At 36.3% G+C, this 14,597-nt stretch carries 17 protein-coding genes; 8 read left to right on the top strand and 9 right to left on the bottom strand.

Annotated elements, in window-relative coordinates; genetic code table 11:
* Nucleotides 1–65 precede the first annotated feature (65 nt).
* Nucleotides 66–992 carry a hypothetical protein gene (locus CES88_RS11970; protein ID WP_290734644.1) on the top strand — a complete coding sequence of 309 codons (927 nt, stop codon included), beginning with the start codon at nucleotides 66–68 and terminating at the stop codon, nucleotides 990–992.
* Here CES88_RS11970 and CES88_RS11965 read toward each other — a convergent pair.
* The 6 genes from CES88_RS11965 to CES88_RS11940 all read right to left on the bottom strand — a co-directional run bounded on the left by CES88_RS11965 (nucleotide 983) and on the right by CES88_RS11940 (nucleotide 7,020).
* Nucleotides 983–1,645, bottom strand: coding sequence for a hypothetical protein (locus tag CES88_RS11965; protein ID WP_290734643.1), 663 nt, complete (start codon nucleotides 1,643–1,645; stop codon nucleotides 983–985). The genes CES88_RS11970 and CES88_RS11965 overlap by 10 nt on opposite strands.
* A complete protein-coding gene (locus tag CES88_RS11960) occupies nucleotides 1,646–3,448 on the bottom strand; it encodes a M3 family oligoendopeptidase (protein ID WP_290734642.1) in 1,803 nt (600 codons plus the stop codon).
* 10 nt (nucleotides 3,449–3,458) lie between these two features.
* Entirely contained in the window at nucleotides 3,459–4,766 is a 1,308-nt protein-coding gene (locus CES88_RS11955; RefSeq protein WP_290734641.1) for a hypothetical protein, read from the bottom strand.
* Between the two features lie 52 nt (nucleotides 4,767–4,818).
* On the bottom strand, nucleotides 4,819–5,595 hold the full coding sequence (locus tag CES88_RS11950; RefSeq protein WP_290734640.1) for a transporter substrate-binding domain-containing protein: 777 nt from the start codon (nucleotides 5,593–5,595) through the stop codon (nucleotides 4,819–4,821).
* 58 nt (nucleotides 5,596–5,653) lie between these two features.
* Complete coding sequence (locus CES88_RS11945; RefSeq protein WP_290734638.1) at nucleotides 5,654–6,502, bottom strand: endonuclease/exonuclease/phosphatase family protein; 849 nt, start codon at nucleotides 6,500–6,502, stop codon at nucleotides 5,654–5,656.
* Nucleotides 6,503–6,612: 110 nt separating this feature from the next.
* On the bottom strand, nucleotides 6,613–7,020 hold the full coding sequence (locus CES88_RS11940; RefSeq protein WP_290734636.1) for a hypothetical protein: 408 nt from the start codon (nucleotides 7,018–7,020) through the stop codon (nucleotides 6,613–6,615).
* Between the two features lie 240 nt (nucleotides 7,021–7,260).
* On the opposite strand from CES88_RS11940, the gene CES88_RS11935 reads away from it, so the two are divergent.
* Both CES88_RS11935 and CES88_RS11930 read left to right on the top strand, forming a co-directional pair.
* Nucleotides 7,261–8,076, top strand: coding sequence for an endonuclease (locus CES88_RS11935; protein WP_290734634.1), 816 nt, complete (start codon nucleotides 7,261–7,263; stop codon nucleotides 8,074–8,076).
* A 161-nt stretch (nucleotides 8,077–8,237) separates the two neighbouring features.
* On the top strand, nucleotides 8,238–9,077 hold the full coding sequence (locus CES88_RS11930) for an endonuclease (protein ID WP_290734632.1): 840 nt from the start codon (nucleotides 8,238–8,240) through the stop codon (nucleotides 9,075–9,077).
* Nucleotides 9,078–9,122: 45 nt separating this feature from the next.
* Here the strand turns inward: CES88_RS11930 and CES88_RS11925 are convergent, their stop codons facing one another.
* Together CES88_RS11925 and CES88_RS11920 are read right to left on the bottom strand one after the other, a co-directional pair.
* The gene (locus tag CES88_RS11925; protein ID WP_290734630.1) at nucleotides 9,123–9,641 is read right to left on the bottom strand and encodes a response regulator; all 519 of its coding nucleotides are present in this window, start codon (nucleotides 9,639–9,641) and stop codon (nucleotides 9,123–9,125) included.
* A complete protein-coding gene (locus tag CES88_RS11920; protein WP_290734628.1) occupies nucleotides 9,638–10,876 on the bottom strand; it encodes an ATP-binding protein in 1,239 nt (412 codons plus the stop codon). Before CES88_RS11920 ends, CES88_RS11925 begins: the two co-directional genes overlap by 4 nt.
* A 105-nt stretch (nucleotides 10,877–10,981) precedes the next feature.
* On the opposite strand from CES88_RS11920, the gene CES88_RS11915 reads away from it, so the two are divergent.
* From CES88_RS11915 to CES88_RS11900, 4 genes are read left to right on the top strand one after another with little or no spacing between them, the layout of a single operon-like run.
* Complete coding sequence (locus CES88_RS11915) at nucleotides 10,982–11,506, top strand: redoxin family protein (RefSeq protein ID WP_290734626.1); 525 nt, start codon at nucleotides 10,982–10,984, stop codon at nucleotides 11,504–11,506.
* A gap of 3 nt (nucleotides 11,507–11,509) precedes the next feature.
* Nucleotides 11,510–11,965 carry a hypothetical protein gene (locus tag CES88_RS11910; RefSeq protein ID WP_290734624.1) on the top strand — a complete coding sequence of 152 codons (456 nt, stop codon included), beginning with the start codon at nucleotides 11,510–11,512 and terminating at the stop codon, nucleotides 11,963–11,965.
* Nucleotides 11,962–12,858, top strand: a complete 897-nt coding sequence (locus CES88_RS11905; RefSeq protein ID WP_290734622.1) for a hypothetical protein — start codon at nucleotides 11,962–11,964, stop codon at nucleotides 12,856–12,858. The genes CES88_RS11910 and CES88_RS11905 overlap by 4 nt, the downstream gene beginning before the upstream one ends.
* An 8-nt stretch (nucleotides 12,859–12,866) precedes the next feature.
* A complete protein-coding gene (locus CES88_RS11900; protein WP_290734620.1) occupies nucleotides 12,867–13,271 on the top strand; it encodes a FixH family protein in 405 nt (134 codons plus the stop codon).
* Nucleotides 13,272–13,273: 2 nt separating this feature from the next.
* Here the strand turns inward: CES88_RS11900 and CES88_RS11895 are convergent, their stop codons facing one another.
* On the bottom strand, nucleotides 13,274–14,014 hold the full coding sequence (locus tag CES88_RS11895; RefSeq protein ID WP_290734618.1) for a 3D domain-containing protein: 741 nt from the start codon (nucleotides 14,012–14,014) through the stop codon (nucleotides 13,274–13,276).
* Between the two features lie 114 nt (nucleotides 14,015–14,128).
* Here CES88_RS11895 and CES88_RS11890 point away from each other — a divergent pair, with 114 nt between their 5' ends.
* Complete coding sequence (locus tag CES88_RS11890; protein WP_290734616.1) at nucleotides 14,129–14,569, top strand: hypothetical protein; 441 nt, start codon at nucleotides 14,129–14,131, stop codon at nucleotides 14,567–14,569.
* Nucleotides 14,570–14,597: the final 28 nt, after the last annotated feature.

The raw sequence follows: 14,597 nt of genomic DNA, 5'->3' as shown, positions 1-14,597 counted from the left end.
AAACTTATTGAATTCAAAATCCTGTTAAATTTAGATCAAGTTAATTTAAAATTTAAGAGGTTCCAATGAAGAAAGTAATCCTAGCTCTTACTATTTCTACAGTTTCAACCAGTGCAATCGCTGGAGCTTACCAAGGCTCGTCAGTTGAAGATGTATGGGGAGAAGTTAAATCTACTCCTTACCTAGAACTACCTAAGAATAAAATTTCTTATACTAGTTTATTTAATGGATTAAAAAGTAAAATTAAACAATCTGCCAATAGAACACTCAATGACAAGTCTGACTTACTTCCACACTTTGACAAGCTGGCTCATCCAAATGGTGCGTGCTTAAAAGGTACTTGGAATATAACTGAGGACAACCCATATACGGGTTACTTTAAGAAGGGTTCAGAGGCGATTATTATAACGAGAGCTTCAGTGGCGTTATCTAAAACAACAGTTGGAAGTAATAGAGGTTTTGGTTTTGCAGGAAAACTCTTTCCAACACTTGATGAATCAGAAAGTGTAAAGACGGCCAACTTCTTCTTAGTAGATGACCTTGGAGGAACAAAAGCTCCACACTACACTGGCGTTGAGATGACCAATGAGCCTGCTGTTTCAAAGACATTAGATGTTATCAAGAATATCGCTTACACATTGAAATTAGCTGTGACATTTGGAAAGGCCGACTCTAACCCCGGAATGAGACAGCTCTATCAAATATCAGAGCTTAATGAATCAAAGAATGCGATCACTCCTAAGTGGATGATGATCAAGGCTAGAGCCGGACAAAACATTAATGAGAACGACTTTAGAGATGAGTTGAATATAGATCATAGAGCGAAGAATTTATTCTTTGATATCTACGTAACAAGCAAAGAAGTTCAAAAGAAGAAGCAGTGGAAGAAGCTAGGTTTTATTGAATTTACTGATAGTACTGTTTCGGACTCTTGTGATCATAGACTTCACTTTAATCATCCAAAGTGGAAGTCTAATTTAAATCACAAGTAATTCAAGCGCCACTTAGCACTTGAAGAAAGAATTCTAAGAACTAAGTTTAATCCTGTATGAGAGCTAAGATCAGTTGATTTTACTTTTAAAAGCAATTGATCAAGCCTCTCAGTTTTATTTGGAAGCTCATTTAAGAGATCTTCCATTATTTCTACCGCTTCACCAAACACCCTAGCACTTTCCACATTGGACTGAGAAGCAATTTTAAAACTAGGAAGAATTTCATTAAGAGTTTTAACTAGTTTATCCATTAAATAATTTGAGCTAGAGTGATTGAGGTCAATACCTTCATCTCTTCCCCAGGAAGTAATTTCAAGAAGTCCTGCCTCATAGAGAAAGAACTTTTCAACTCGGTCAAAGTCATAACCCCAAGAAACTTTCTTAACTCTTACACCATAACAAACAACATTGCGGGCTTCGTCTAATAAACTTTTTACGACGACTCTATGTAAGGCCTCTACTTTTGAAACTTCACTTCCAGAGAGGCATTCAAACTCACAAGTAAATTGATAAGTCTTTGGGTAATTTGTAGACGAATCAAAGTCTACATATTTCTTAGTTCCCGGTAAGGCAACACACTCTCCCTCTTTTAGAATATTACTCCCAAAAGAAGAGAGAGAAAAAATAAATAAAAAGAAGAGAATAGACTTCATCTATTTCACAAGCTCCTCAAATACTTTAATTTGGTCTTCAACAATTTTTAAACTATCGAACCAGAACTCACTCTTAGAAATATCTTTTCCTAGGTGCTTCATGACAAGATCCTCAGCTTTCATACGTCCAGTATCTCTTAGAAGATTTACATAAGCTTCATTGAATCCTTCACCTAGCTTATCTCTTTGAGCAAGAACTCCAAGACTAAATAGATATCCAAAGAGGTATGGGTAATTATAGAAACCAAGTTCTGCAATTGAAAAGTGAAGCTTAGTGGCCCAGAACATTTCATCATATTCACTTAGTGAATCTTCATACCAATTCTTCCATGCTCCACTCATAAGAGACTTCATTTCACTAGGAGTAAGAGTTTGAGTTTTTCTCTTTTCCACTAAGTCTTTTTCAAATTCAAATCTAGCAGGGATATTACAAAGCATCGCAGCTGCACTTTCAGCATTTTGCCAAGAAATCTCTAACTTCTCTTCTTTCGATTCTAAAGTATCAAATAAGTATTCTCTCACAAGAGTTTCTGCAAAAATTGACGCTGTCTCAGCAAGAGTCATCGAGTAATTTGTTTCATCAATTGGTAAGTCTCTCATCACCCAACTATGATAAGCGTGTCCAATTTCGTGGGCCAGCGTAATGAGATCTCCCATCGAACCTGAGTAAGTGATAAAGACTCTTGGCTCTCTTACGTTTGCAAAACCAGTGCAATACGCTCCGGGCTTTCTAAATTCAGTAGGTCTTGCATCAATCCAATTCTTCTCATACATCATGCGAGCAAAGGCTCCCATTTCAGGACTTAGTCTATTAAATGCTTTCTCAATTGTATCTATTGCTTCTGAAAAAGAGATGACTTTTCCTTCTTTACTTGGAGCTGGAGCAAGTAAGTCCCATGGCCCAAGCTTTTCTTTACCAAAAACTTTGGCCATAGATTTAACAGCGCGCTGACCAACACTTCTATTTTCATAGGTAGAAGAAATAAGAGCATCAAGTGTTTCTCTTTTAATTCTCGATTGAGAACAAGAGATATCTAGATAGTGAAGTTCTTTCTTTTCAGATCTCACTGTTGCTTCTTCTAGTCTCCAACCATTAATTGCATTTAAGATTGCGGCAATACTCTCTTCGTGTGTTTCCCAAGCGTTTTGAACTCCTCTCCAGGCAGACTCTCTAAGTTTGGCATCTCCACCTCTAGTCATAGAAGCAGCAGAAGCATAATTAACTTTCTTACCATCTACATCACAGACAAGGCTTCCAGAAATATCATTATAAAGTTTTCCCCAAGCACTTAATCCATCTGTAGAGAGACCATTAATTAAAGATTCTCTCTTTGCGTCCAATGTATGATCTTTAAAATCTCTCATTAAACCTATTTGAAATCTCTTTGGTTCTAGCTCTTCAGTGAAGAAAGCTTCTAGTGTCTCATCGTCAATTAGAGTTAAATAGACTGACAGAGAAGAATAAACTTTCGACTTCGATGCTGTCACTTTAGAGAAGTTTGATCTCAAAGTCTTTGCTGTATTATTAGATGAATCAACACTCAGAATTGAACTAATATAAGTTCCTATTGTTCTAAGACGGATAGAAAGATCAGTACTAACTTTTGACATCTCTCTTGCGACTTCAATAAGCTCACTTCCTAACTCTTGCTCATCAAGGGCCTTTGAAATTAAGTCTGCGTTCTTCATCTGAGAAGTAATCAAGTCTTGTGCAGTCGATAGGTCCTCGACAATTTTCGGATCATCAATAGACTGATAAATACCTGAATTATCCCAAACTGTTGTGTCATTAACTATTTCCATAATTCTTCCTTTAGTAGTCTCCGATTGACATTAATTTTAAATCTAATGTCGTCTGGTATCCTGGAGATATTTTAAAATCGGCTTCTCTTCTTATATGAAAAGGAGTCGGTCCTTTAATTACTATATTTACGATATGCTCTTTTAAATTATCCTCTGAGAGTTTTCCTGCGTAGTAGTATTCATAAACTCTAGAACTTTCTTTTTCCTTAATATCATCTAAGAAGAATTTCTTTCCAAAAACTTTAGAAGCATTAAAAGTTTTTGAATCAAATGTAACGTTAAGGGCCGGGTCCCTGTTGCTATAACTTAATGACTTCTTTGAAACTTCTAGTTTTAACTTTACAACGAAGCTTCTTGTCACCTCTTCAACTTTTGGAAGTGGTTTTGAAAGAAGATGATTTAAATAGAAGTTAATTGCTGGATGATCACATTCAGATAAAATTTTACATTCCAGAGGAATTTTCACAATCCCCGGAACAAAGAGAACCGAAATATGAGCTGCGTTCACTGGAACAACAGTGGCATTCTTATAAAACTTGGTTTCGCTTACAGGAATTTTTTCCCCAAGACCAGGGAAGTATCTCTTATGATTTTTCAAATAGTAGAAATTCATATTTGCTGAAGAAACAGGAACAGTCGTATCGTCTTGTAAGTTTGCAGCTGAACTCGAAAGTGGCGGAAGTCTATGAGCGACTCCCACAATATTTAAAATATTTAAAGAATGTAAGAACTTCAGAAATTCAGGATCATTACCTAGAAGCATGCCCTTCATTTTACTAATCATGGCACTTGGAAAGTACATATCATCAAGTTCTTTCTTTCCAAACTGTAAGTACTGTCTAAGTCTTCGAAAGAGAAGAGCCAGAGTTATGATCTCTGTTCCACCGTAAGGAGTGGCTGCCGAGATAAATGTCTTCATATGTTTTCTTATAAAATTAAAATCCGTAAACTCGGCGTCACCTTTAAAGCTATGATAAAGCCAATTCATTGTGACTAAGCCACCTTGAGAGTGGGCCAAGATGGAGAATTTATCATCTGCAAGCATTGTCTTTTCTTTAAAGTACTCTTTAAAGAACTTAGTAAAACTCTTAGCAAAATCCACAGTATTTAAATCATCATTTCCTGTCTGATATTCAAAACTCTCAAGAAAGAATTGTGTCTCCTCAGAAGATTCATTTAACAGATTATTTAGAACAATATTAGCAGCGCCAAAGGCTTTTTCACTATCGCCAATTCCGTGAATTAAAAAGACATGGTGCTTAGATGCGAGCACTGGACTGATACAACTTAGTATTAATAGAGTAATTAGAACTTTCATATCTCGCAAAGCTACCAAATAACTCTACAAAGTGGCAATGACCTGCCCCAGACTAATCTTTAAGTCTTTGATTCTTCTCAATCGCGTATTCTCTCAGAGCTTCCTTTAGTACCTCATCGCGACTTTTTTGACTTACTAACTTACTCATTTCATTAAAGAAGCTTTCTCTGAAGGCCTTAGTATTGTGAACAGATTTATTCGAAATTGCTGTATACATCCCCGTCTCAACAACGACTTTCTCCTGTATATCAAGTTGCTCTTCAAGACCTAGCTTACTTATAACAGCTAGTGCTGCGTTCTTTCCTGCAATAAGATAGTCTGCGCGTCCTCTTAAGAGGAATTTAAGGCACTGAGATGTCCTAGAAAATCTCTTTAAAAGAGTATATTTCTTATCGGCTTTATCAAAAGAGTCACCAAAACTATCACTAAAAATAGCAATCCCTTTATATTTTTTTAGATCCTTAAAATCTTTATACTTTATAACTTTCCCTTTCTTCGTAATTAAAACAGTCTGATCCATAAAGAAAGGTTTCTCAGGGAAGGAATAATACTTCTCTCTCTCGGGAGTCCTATAAGGGGGAAGAAGGATATCAATTCTTCCGATTTTTACTTCAAGTTGCGCTCTACCCCACGTTCCAACAGGAACAAATACGGCCTTATGTCCAAGATTATGAAGAGCAGTCTTTACTAACTTAATAGAAGCCCCTTTCAATGTTCCTCCACTCTCCCATGAGATTGGAGGATAATCAGGATGGGCTGTTATAGTTATATCTGCACTATAGGAAGAAAAACCAAGAAGAAAATGAGCGAGAATAAAAACTAATTTCATTTACATATTCTAAACTATAAATGTGAATCAAAGAAGAAAAATTAGAGCAAGTAGCTTCCTAATAAGAAAGCTCTACCCTCATCGCCATATGGTCGGAAGATGTTAGCTCTCCATAAACCTGTGATTCTAGAATTTTAAGGTCTCTAACAAAGATATAATCAATAACTCGACCAGTCATTCCTGAGCGATACCTAGTATCGTTAGTAAAAGTAACTTCCTTAAAGCCCAGCTTCTTAAAGAAATTTCTCATATAATTCGTTTTTGTTAGTGAGCGACAGTTAAAATCTCCACCGAAGATAATTGGTCCCCTATGATTCTTTATCATTTCTGAGGTTTGCTCTAATTGATGAAAGAAGCCTACCATTGGAGAGAAGTTAATAGCGTGAATACTAATTGCTAAAAGTTCTTCACTCTTTCCGGCCATTGGATATGTAGCAGAAGTCACAACTTTATGAGTTGATACGATTGGCTCACGATACTTTGTTCTAAATAGTCTGACTTCACTTGGGTCAACTTTAGAGGCAATGGCAGATCCTGAAAATGAGTTAGGATATTTATCGTAAGTAAAACTAACTCCTGTATCAAAACGAAAGCCTTCAATATCCTTGTAAACTTCTTGAACATTTGGATGTGAATCAGTTTCTTGGATAAGAAGAAGGTCTTTATCTTTAATGATTTCGGGGAAGTCTGTCTTAAAAGTAGGTTTCCCCCCTTTATAGATATTCCAAACCAATATAGACATACGCTCGGGATTGAGTTTATCCATCGAAGACTGCCCTGAAATTAAATGAATTTCACTAAGTGGAGGAGTCGAGTACCCAGCAATTGAAGTCGTTGCTGAAAAAGATAAATTCATGCTCAAAGTAGAAACTAGAGCGGCCAATAAAGTTCTTGTAGTTTTGTTCATGTAATAAGTCTAACTACAAGCTGAGTTGATTGGATAGTAAAAATTATGTTCTATGCAACAAGAAAGAATGCGGGCCACTGTGATTTCGTGGCCCATCAGAAATTGGGGAATTAATCCCAACGATTAAAAGTAATATGCATATCTGTAAGCATATTAGTCGTAACAAAGAAGTAACCAAGGTTAGTTTCTACATAACAAACTCTTGAAGAAGGAACGCCTCTTAGGATTTGATCACATCTATTGTGTGAGCGCCCTCTAGCACTTCTACCAAAGTTAATATCTTTTGGAGAACAACCTTTTTGGTCAATTAAAATTCTAATCATTTTAATTGAAAGGGCCAAGTGATCATTTCCGTAATCTCTAACGTCATATTCATCAAGACTAAGAGTGTGAGAAACAGAATCAGTATTGAAATCATCTGTCAGTCTATTGATACATCTTGTCTCATCTGCACTTGAAAATTCAGAAATAGCAAACAAAAGAAAACTTGTTACAACTACAAATCTAGCGAATCTCATTTTAGGCTCCTTGAAGCTCATCTACGTGTGTGTTTGGTGGGGTAAATGTATAGCAAGACAGATAGCAAGAATCAAAGTCTTTTAATCAAAATTTATTCTCTCCTTATAACGCAGGCCAAAACCTTTATTAACACAGGACCTAATAACTAATATAAGAAATACTTAAAAAAATACTTGGCTTTTTATATGAGTGGTCCTATAAACCTTTCACACACAAAAAAACTACCAGAGGTTCAGAAAATGAAAAAACTCTTTACGCTTCTAATACTTACGCTCTCACTAAGCACTCTTGCTGCCAATAGCTACTACCCTACAGACTTCAATTCAAAACTTCAAAAGGGTGGACTTGCAAACGAAAAATTAAAAGATGCTTTATTTGAACTTCTCTCAACAGCTCATACTAAGAGAAGAGGAAAGGCTGACACTCTAGGTTGTGATGGAACAGAAGGACTTTGCTACTCTCAAAAAGTTCTCGGATACAAAGGTGCGAGAAAAGTTCTCTTTGGTAAACTTCACCTTGAAGAGGGTCAAAACGGATATTTCTTAAAAGACGTTTATTGCCGTAAGGTTTTTACCTCAAGTCAAACGAATATCGGACCAAATAGAATTCCAAATAGCAATATGCTTAACTGTGAGCACACTTGGCCACAGAGTAAATTCTCAAGAAATTTTGAAAAAGAAATGCAAAAAAGTGATCTTCACCACCTTTACCCTACTGACTCAAAGGCAAATAGCATCAGAGGAAATTACGAGTTTGGGAATGTTGATGATTACGGAGAAATAAGAAATTGTGAAGCTTCACACTCAGAGGCTCCAGGACACTTTGAGCCACCAACAGAACATAAAGGGAATGTTGCCAGAGCTCTTTTCTACTTTGCAGTTAGATACAAAATGAAAATCAGCCCAGAGCAAGAAAGAACAATTAAAGAATGGAACATTCAAGACCCAGTTGACGCTGCGGAAAGAGAAAGAAATGATGGGATTTACGAAGTGCAAGGAAATAGAAATCCTTTCATCGACTACCCTGAGTTATCTGAAAGAATTAACGACTTCTAAAATATAGTTTAAATGATTAACTAAAAAGCCTCACGAATGTGAGGTTTTTTTATTTAAAAATGTAATCCTGACAATTTTATAAGCTGAATCTAATAAAAAAGATTGGCCAGACCTTAAGTCGAGTGTGTAATATTTTCACACCTCATTCAAAGGACTATAGCGTGAAATTGCTTCTTATTTTGACTGCCCTTTTTACATCATTCACATTTAACTCATTTGCCGGACACCCTTACTACCCACAGTCTTTTCAAGATGCTCTTGAAAGAAACGAATTAGAAGATGATCAACTAAAAGATGAACTCAAGAAAATCCTCACTTCAAGTCACTCAAAGAACTCTGGAGCCGCTGATACACTTGGTTGCTCTTCTAGAAGTGGAGATTGTTATTCTCATATCAATCTAGGCTATAAAACAGCAAGAAAGAATCTCTTTGGAAATATGGCCCTTGGTCATCTTAAGAAAGATAATGGTTACTACCTCTACGGTGTATATTGCGAAAATAAATTCACAACATCAAAGACAACTGGAACAATTGGTCCAATGAGTATTCCAAATAGTAATGTACTTAATTGTGAGCATACATGGCCACAAAGTAAGTTTACGGGATATCAATCTGGTCATCAAAAAGCTGACCTCCATCATTTATTCCCTACAGACTCAAAGGCCAATAGTTCTCGTGGAAACTATGACTTTGGAGATGTTATGAATGGAAAAGATCCAGCTCCAAATTGCGATGAATCACAAGTAAGCTCTAGCGGAAACAGAGTATTTCAACCATCAATCAACCACAGAGGAAATGTTGCTAGAGCAATGTTCTACTTCGCCGTTAGATACAATGGAAGAATCAATTCTGACATGGAAAGATCACTAAGAAAGTGGAATATTGAAGACCCTATCGATCAAGCCGAAAGAGATAGAAACGACGGTGTTTATGGTGTCCAAAAAAATAGAAATCCATTTATTGATTACCCAGAATTAATCAATCTAATCAACGATATTTAATTTAAATTTATCTCCCGTGTAAGATCAAATCATATACGGGAGGATCTACTTTAGTGGCGTATATTTTTTAAGTTTTCTCTGAAGCGACTGTCTGTGAATCCCTAGCTTCTTTGCTGCTAATGAAATATTTCCTTCACATTCATTTAATACAAATTCAATATACTCTCTCTCCTTTCTGGCAAGACTAGGATAGGCTTCATTTTCTTTAGAGAGAGAATCTCCTTCAAAATTTTCTAAAATTTCTTCAAATTGAACTGGTTTAGAAAGATATTGCTTTGCACCTCTTTTCACTGCTTCGACTGCAGTTGAAATTGATCCAAACCCAGTTAAAATAATAACTTCAATTCCAGAATTTATCTTCTTTAATAAATCTACAACTTCAAGACCATTATCTGTTCCTATTCTCAAATCAACTACTGCCCAATCATAGAGTTCAAGTTCTTCTATCTCTTCCAAGTCTGCAATAGAGTATGCAAGTGATACTTGGTGGCCCAGATCTTTAAATTCAAGACTCAAGCTCTCACAAAAATTCTTATCATCATCAACAATTAAAACTTTCTTCAAAGAACTACTCCTCTCTCTATCTCAAGTTCTACGCAAACATCTTCTTCTATATTCTTTAAAGAGATTTTAGCACCAACACTTTCCAGAAATAGTTTAGCATTATAAAGCCCCAGTCCTGTTCCCTGTTTCTTAGTTGTAACAAAGGGTTCTCCGAAGTGTTTTAGAATAACCTCATCGATTTTTGAAAATCTATTTATAATTTTTATCTGTAGAGCTTCTTTTGAATGAGTAAATAGAACTGAGACATTCTCTTCTCCAGAGGCCTCAATTGCATTTTCAATTAAATCCACCATGATTTGAGAAAATCCAATTAGAGGTAGGCTATATTTAAAGCTTTCGACTTCCTTAAGAATTGAAATATTCCAATTCTTAAAATGAATAATATTTTCCACTGAACTTATGAGATCAATTTCTTCAAAATCTAGCTCCTCATTAGATACGGATGTTTGCTGAATCCTTCTAAGAGAATTAATACATGAATTCGTCGCTTCAGAAAGGGCCAAAATATCATCTCTAAACTCATCTCCGCTCTTTCTCTTAATTCTATCTGCCTTTAAAAGTATCGTATTAAGAGGAGTGGCCAATTCATGGCTAAGACCTGCGGAAAGTAGACCAAGGGCCTTTAGTCTATCTGCTTGTTGGAGCTGTCTCGTCACTCGAATCATATTACGATCCATAACTTTAAAAGAACTTTGAACCCATGAAATCAAGGCCCATAGAAATGAAATCACAACAGAGCTACCAATAAGATAACTTGAAGTATTATAATTAAACTCTTGCCCTATTAAGCTTGGAAGAGGACTTAACCAAAGAAAGAAGATACTAAGCAAGCTCGCAATAAGAATTAAGAATGACTCTCTTGCATCAAGAAGAAAGCCTCCAAGAATTAGGTAGATCAAAATAAATGCGCTAAAAGGATTATGAATTCCACCGCAGAGGTGTAAGCAAATACTTATGACAAAGAGATCAAAGAGAATATTAAAGAAGATATCCCAATTACTTATCTCCTTAGAGGAATTTAAGCGCCCCAGAGAATAGGAATTAAAAATACCCATTCCTAAGAAAATAAAGCAGAGATAAAAGAAGACTAAACGATCAATTTTATAGAGAAGCATTAGTACGCAAAGAAGAATAGTTAAAAGACTTAAGAGAATCCAGCGCAAATGAATAAGCAGCTGAAATTTCAGCTCGTTTCTATGCTGTAAATGTCCGTAATTAAATAAATTTATCTTCATACTTTCCTATTTCAAACCAATATAAGTAAAGGGGCTTGCCCTGTAAATAGTTATGCAACAATATGTTGCATGGACGATCTAGCCTCTGCGTTATATATAGAATCCATGAAATTTACACTCTTACTACTTCTCTTATCGATCAACTCCCTTGCTCTTGAAGCTCCACTATTAAGCTCAACCTTACTAGATGGAAAGAAAGTTAGTTCATTAAATTTAAAAAATAGGAAGTCTGTAATTTTCTTTTTAAGTGCTTCTTGTCCATGTACTAAGAAGAGTGTTCCCTATCTCCAAACTTTAAGTAAGCAGTACCCAGAGTTTCAATTTCTGGGAGTCCACTCAAATAGTAACGAGAGTTTTGAAGATGCGAAGAAGGAATTTGGAAATTTAAATTTCCCTATCGCTTATGATGCCGACATGAAAATAGCAGATCAATTTAAAGCTACTAAAACTCCTCACGTCTTTGTACTAGACGCGAAAAATGAAATCCTCTTTCACGGAGGAGTTACTAATAGTGTTGATCCAGCAAGGGCCAAGAGATTCTATCTAAAGAACGCACTTGAAGATATTTCTAAGCGAAGAGATGTTCAACTCAAATTTGCCAAGGCACTTGGCTGCTATATAGTAAGGTAAGAAATGAAAATTCTTTTAATTGCATTTATACTTCTAGCTCTTACTTCTTGTGGAAAGTCTCCTCTCTTTAATCATGAAAATGAAAAAGATCAAATAACCCAAGGAACAAATGCTGTAGCTTCTAGCCTCTCGTTTAAAAGTCTTAACCTCTATTTAAAAATCAATTGGCTAAAAGGTCCTTACGGAGACCCTAGCTTAGAAAATAGTTTTATGATTATCGTTCAAGATTCAAACGGAGAGCTTACAGATCTTCCGTCTCAATATGCTTTCTATAACTGGGGATGGATGCCTTCGATGGGTCACGGCACTGCAGATGATGGATACACAGAGAGACTCTCTAAAGGCGTCTACATTCAAAGAGAGCTCTATTTCAATATGGGTGGAGATTGGGATTTAAATATTCAACTTTACGAGGGAAGTAACTTATCTGATTCAACAAAGGTCGAACTTTCTCTATGAAGATTTTTCTACTCCTTATATTATTTCAAGTAAATGCCTTCGGTGCAGCTTGCTGTGGAGGAAGCTCAGCGCTTCCTTCTCTCATTACTGGTGATAATGGAGCGCAATTCTCAGTAGCGCAATCACTAGGAAAAGTCGTCGGTAGAACTTATGCTAAAGATCAAAGTGTTTTCTACGCCAATAGCAAAAAGTACCAAACTCTTACAACTTCTTTTAAAGGAGCTTATCTCCTCTCACCACTTTTCCAAATAGGCGGAGGAATAAGTCTTATTCATAAAGATAATTCAGATAAGTCTGTCAAAGAATCAAAGACTCTCTTAGGAGATGCTGATCTAAGTATTACTTACGAATATCTTCCTGAGAAATTTTATTCCGTCTGGAAGCCAAGGGGCTTTATCTATTTCAAACAGACTTTTCCCACAGGAAAGTCCAACTTTGAAACAACGACGACGCTTCTAACAGATGTCTCAGGAAAAGGGCAATACAGTAGTGCTCTTGGCCTAGTCTTCTCAAAAATTTTTAAAAGTATTGATTGGCAATTTTTTAGCGAGTATAGATACCTTTATAAAGAAGAAATCGGTAAAACTTCCATAGCAGAATCTAGTGCGGACTCTCAAGGGTTCAGTATTGGCTACTCTCCAAATAATGGAGCAATTAGAACATCTATCGGAGTCACTAGAAATCACTATAACGACAAAGAGATTACCATAAATAATTTACGACAAAACTCTAACCGAGAAGAGTACTGGGATTTTGAGCTAGGACTTGCCTACATGATAAATGATTCTACATTTAATCTTAGCTATACAGACCAGACAATTTTAGGATCAACAGAGAACACAACCTTATCAAGAACAATTGCCATCAGCTGGCTTGAGCGATGGCCATTATAGGAGAATATATGAACGCTATTTTAGCCCTTATGATTTTTTCACTTTCAACACTTTCATTTGCAAATTGCGATGTCTTCTTAGAAGAGAGCAACACTTGTGTTGCATACCAATGGACAAAGGGACCATTTCTAAACTCTGGAGCGGAGAGAAATTTCTCAGAATTAGAAGTAAGATTCTTTGATGCTGACGATGCTACTGAAACAGCAATCCCCAAAGAAGAGGTTGAGATTCTTCCTTGGATGATTATGCCAAATATGCAACACGGAACAAGGCCTGTCATTACAACAGAGCTAGCGAATGGAAATTACTTAGTCACAGAAATCTTCTTAAGAAAGATGATGGGATGGTGGGAAATTCGTTTTGTAAACTCAAGTGATGAGTCTGTTCTTGGGTCTTTTAAAGTTCAAGAATAATACTAATAGAAGATCTTATGTAATCTCGTAAGATCTTCTATCACCTCATCATCTTCAATCTTAAAAGCTTCAAAAGTTTTACTCTTACGATTTCCTATAAAGGAAAATTCGTGGTTTTTTGAGTTTCCAGTAAAGACATCAATATGGGGACCTTTAATTGCTCCTCCCCTATCTCCAGCGAAAAAGAATCCATCGTGTGTAAATTGCTTTCCAACCCACATGAATTTTACGCCTTTAGCCTCTGGAATATAGATGACGCTTCCGAAGGGAATAAATTTTGGATCAACGGCAATCGTGCGATAAGGAATAAGAGAATAGTTTTGAACTCCATCTCCCCAACGGCTATTGGCCGCCCTAAAGCGAACTTTATCTGTCTCAGGAAAGTCTTCTCCAAAGAACGGTGAGCAATCCACTTGTCTAGAAGTCTTTCCTGCATAGTTAAAAGTCTTTTGATCTCCACCAGGAAATTTTATAGCAACAGAGCCTTCCATTGCTGAAAAACACCACTCCTTCTTAGTCAGAAGAACGGGGTAAACTCCATTTACTAGTGAATTTTCGCCGAGATCCTTTAAGGGAATCCCATTCATTCTTGCTTGAAAAATAGGAGTATAGTAATTCGTTGCCCAAAGAGTGAGAGACTCTTTAGAATCATCAGAGAGAGTAAAATCAAAATCTAGCGCAGTCCTCTTTCTGGTTGCACAAGATGATAAAAGAACTAATGAAATAAAAAGCAAGACCTTCATAACTCTCCAAAGAATTGATATATAAGTATGGTAGTCTCTAAAACTCAATTCATCAAATTTACATTTAACTAATCCTTGCTTATAATTTTCTTAAATTTATAAAAAAGGATGTTTATGAAAGCTTTAGTTCTATTCTTATTCTCATTACCTATTCTTGCGACGACTCAACCTTGTGGTGGAGCGAGTGGCGATTTTCACATCAATCACGGAGAAGAAATTGGTGGATTCGTAGCTGAAACAGCTAGAGTCTCAAAAATGGCCTATATCGGTAAAGGTGTTCAAATTTGCGACTATGCTCAGATCTTAAATAGTGCTCAAATAACAGGAAATGCCATCATTAAAGATCACGCCAAGGTATATGACAATGCAAGAGTCTGGGGAAATGCTATCGTATTTGAAAATGCCCAAGTTTTTGAAGAAGCAGGTGTTTGGGATAATGCCAGAGTATACGGCGACAGTATGATCTATGGGTTTGCAGGACTCAAGGGCAATGTTCGCGTTCACGGTGTTGCAAGAATGTATGATGCGACTTACAGCTCAGGCGAATACTATTAAATAAAAAGGCCCACTTTTGTGGGCCTGT

Source organism: Halobacteriovorax sp. JY17, from assembly GCF_002753895.1.
GTDB lineage: Bacteria > Bdellovibrionota > Bacteriovoracia > Bacteriovoracales > Bacteriovoracaceae > Halobacteriovorax.
Note: the sequence above shows the minus strand (reverse complement) of the source record. Positions and strands in the feature narration are given on the sequence as shown.

Coding starts and splice junctions, on each gene's coding strand:
- CES88_RS11970 (WP_290734644.1), top strand. CDS start 66: ATGAAGAAAGTAATCCTAGCTCTTACTATTTCTACAGTTTCAACCAGT.
- CES88_RS11965 (WP_290734643.1), bottom strand. CDS start 1,645: ATGAAGTCTATTCTCTTCTTTTTATTTATTTTTTCTCTCTCTTCTTTT.
- CES88_RS11960 (WP_290734642.1), bottom strand. CDS start 3,448: ATGGAAATAGTTAATGACACAACAGTTTGGGATAATTCAGGTATTTAT.
- CES88_RS11955 (WP_290734641.1), bottom strand. CDS start 4,766: ATGAAAGTTCTAATTACTCTATTAATACTAAGTTGTATCAGTCCAGTG.
- CES88_RS11950 (WP_290734640.1), bottom strand. CDS start 5,595: ATGAAATTAGTTTTTATTCTCGCTCATTTTCTTCTTGGTTTTTCTTCC.
- CES88_RS11945 (WP_290734638.1), bottom strand. CDS start 6,502: ATGAACAAAACTACAAGAACTTTATTGGCCGCTCTAGTTTCTACTTTG.
- CES88_RS11940 (WP_290734636.1), bottom strand. CDS start 7,020: ATGAGATTCGCTAGATTTGTAGTTGTAACAAGTTTTCTTTTGTTTGCT.
- CES88_RS11935 (WP_290734634.1), top strand. CDS start 7,261: ATGAAAAAACTCTTTACGCTTCTAATACTTACGCTCTCACTAAGCACT.
- CES88_RS11920 (WP_290734628.1), bottom strand. CDS start 10,876: ATGAAGATAAATTTATTTAATTACGGACATTTACAGCATAGAAACGAG.
- CES88_RS11915 (WP_290734626.1), top strand. CDS start 10,982: ATGAAATTTACACTCTTACTACTTCTCTTATCGATCAACTCCCTTGCT.
- CES88_RS11910 (WP_290734624.1), top strand. CDS start 11,510: ATGAAAATTCTTTTAATTGCATTTATACTTCTAGCTCTTACTTCTTGT.
- CES88_RS11905 (WP_290734622.1), top strand. CDS start 11,962: ATGAAGATTTTTCTACTCCTTATATTATTTCAAGTAAATGCCTTCGGT.
- CES88_RS11900 (WP_290734620.1), top strand. CDS start 12,867: ATGAACGCTATTTTAGCCCTTATGATTTTTTCACTTTCAACACTTTCA.
- CES88_RS11895 (WP_290734618.1), bottom strand. CDS start 14,014: ATGAAGGTCTTGCTTTTTATTTCATTAGTTCTTTTATCATCTTGTGCA.
- CES88_RS11890 (WP_290734616.1), top strand. CDS start 14,129: ATGAAAGCTTTAGTTCTATTCTTATTCTCATTACCTATTCTTGCGACG.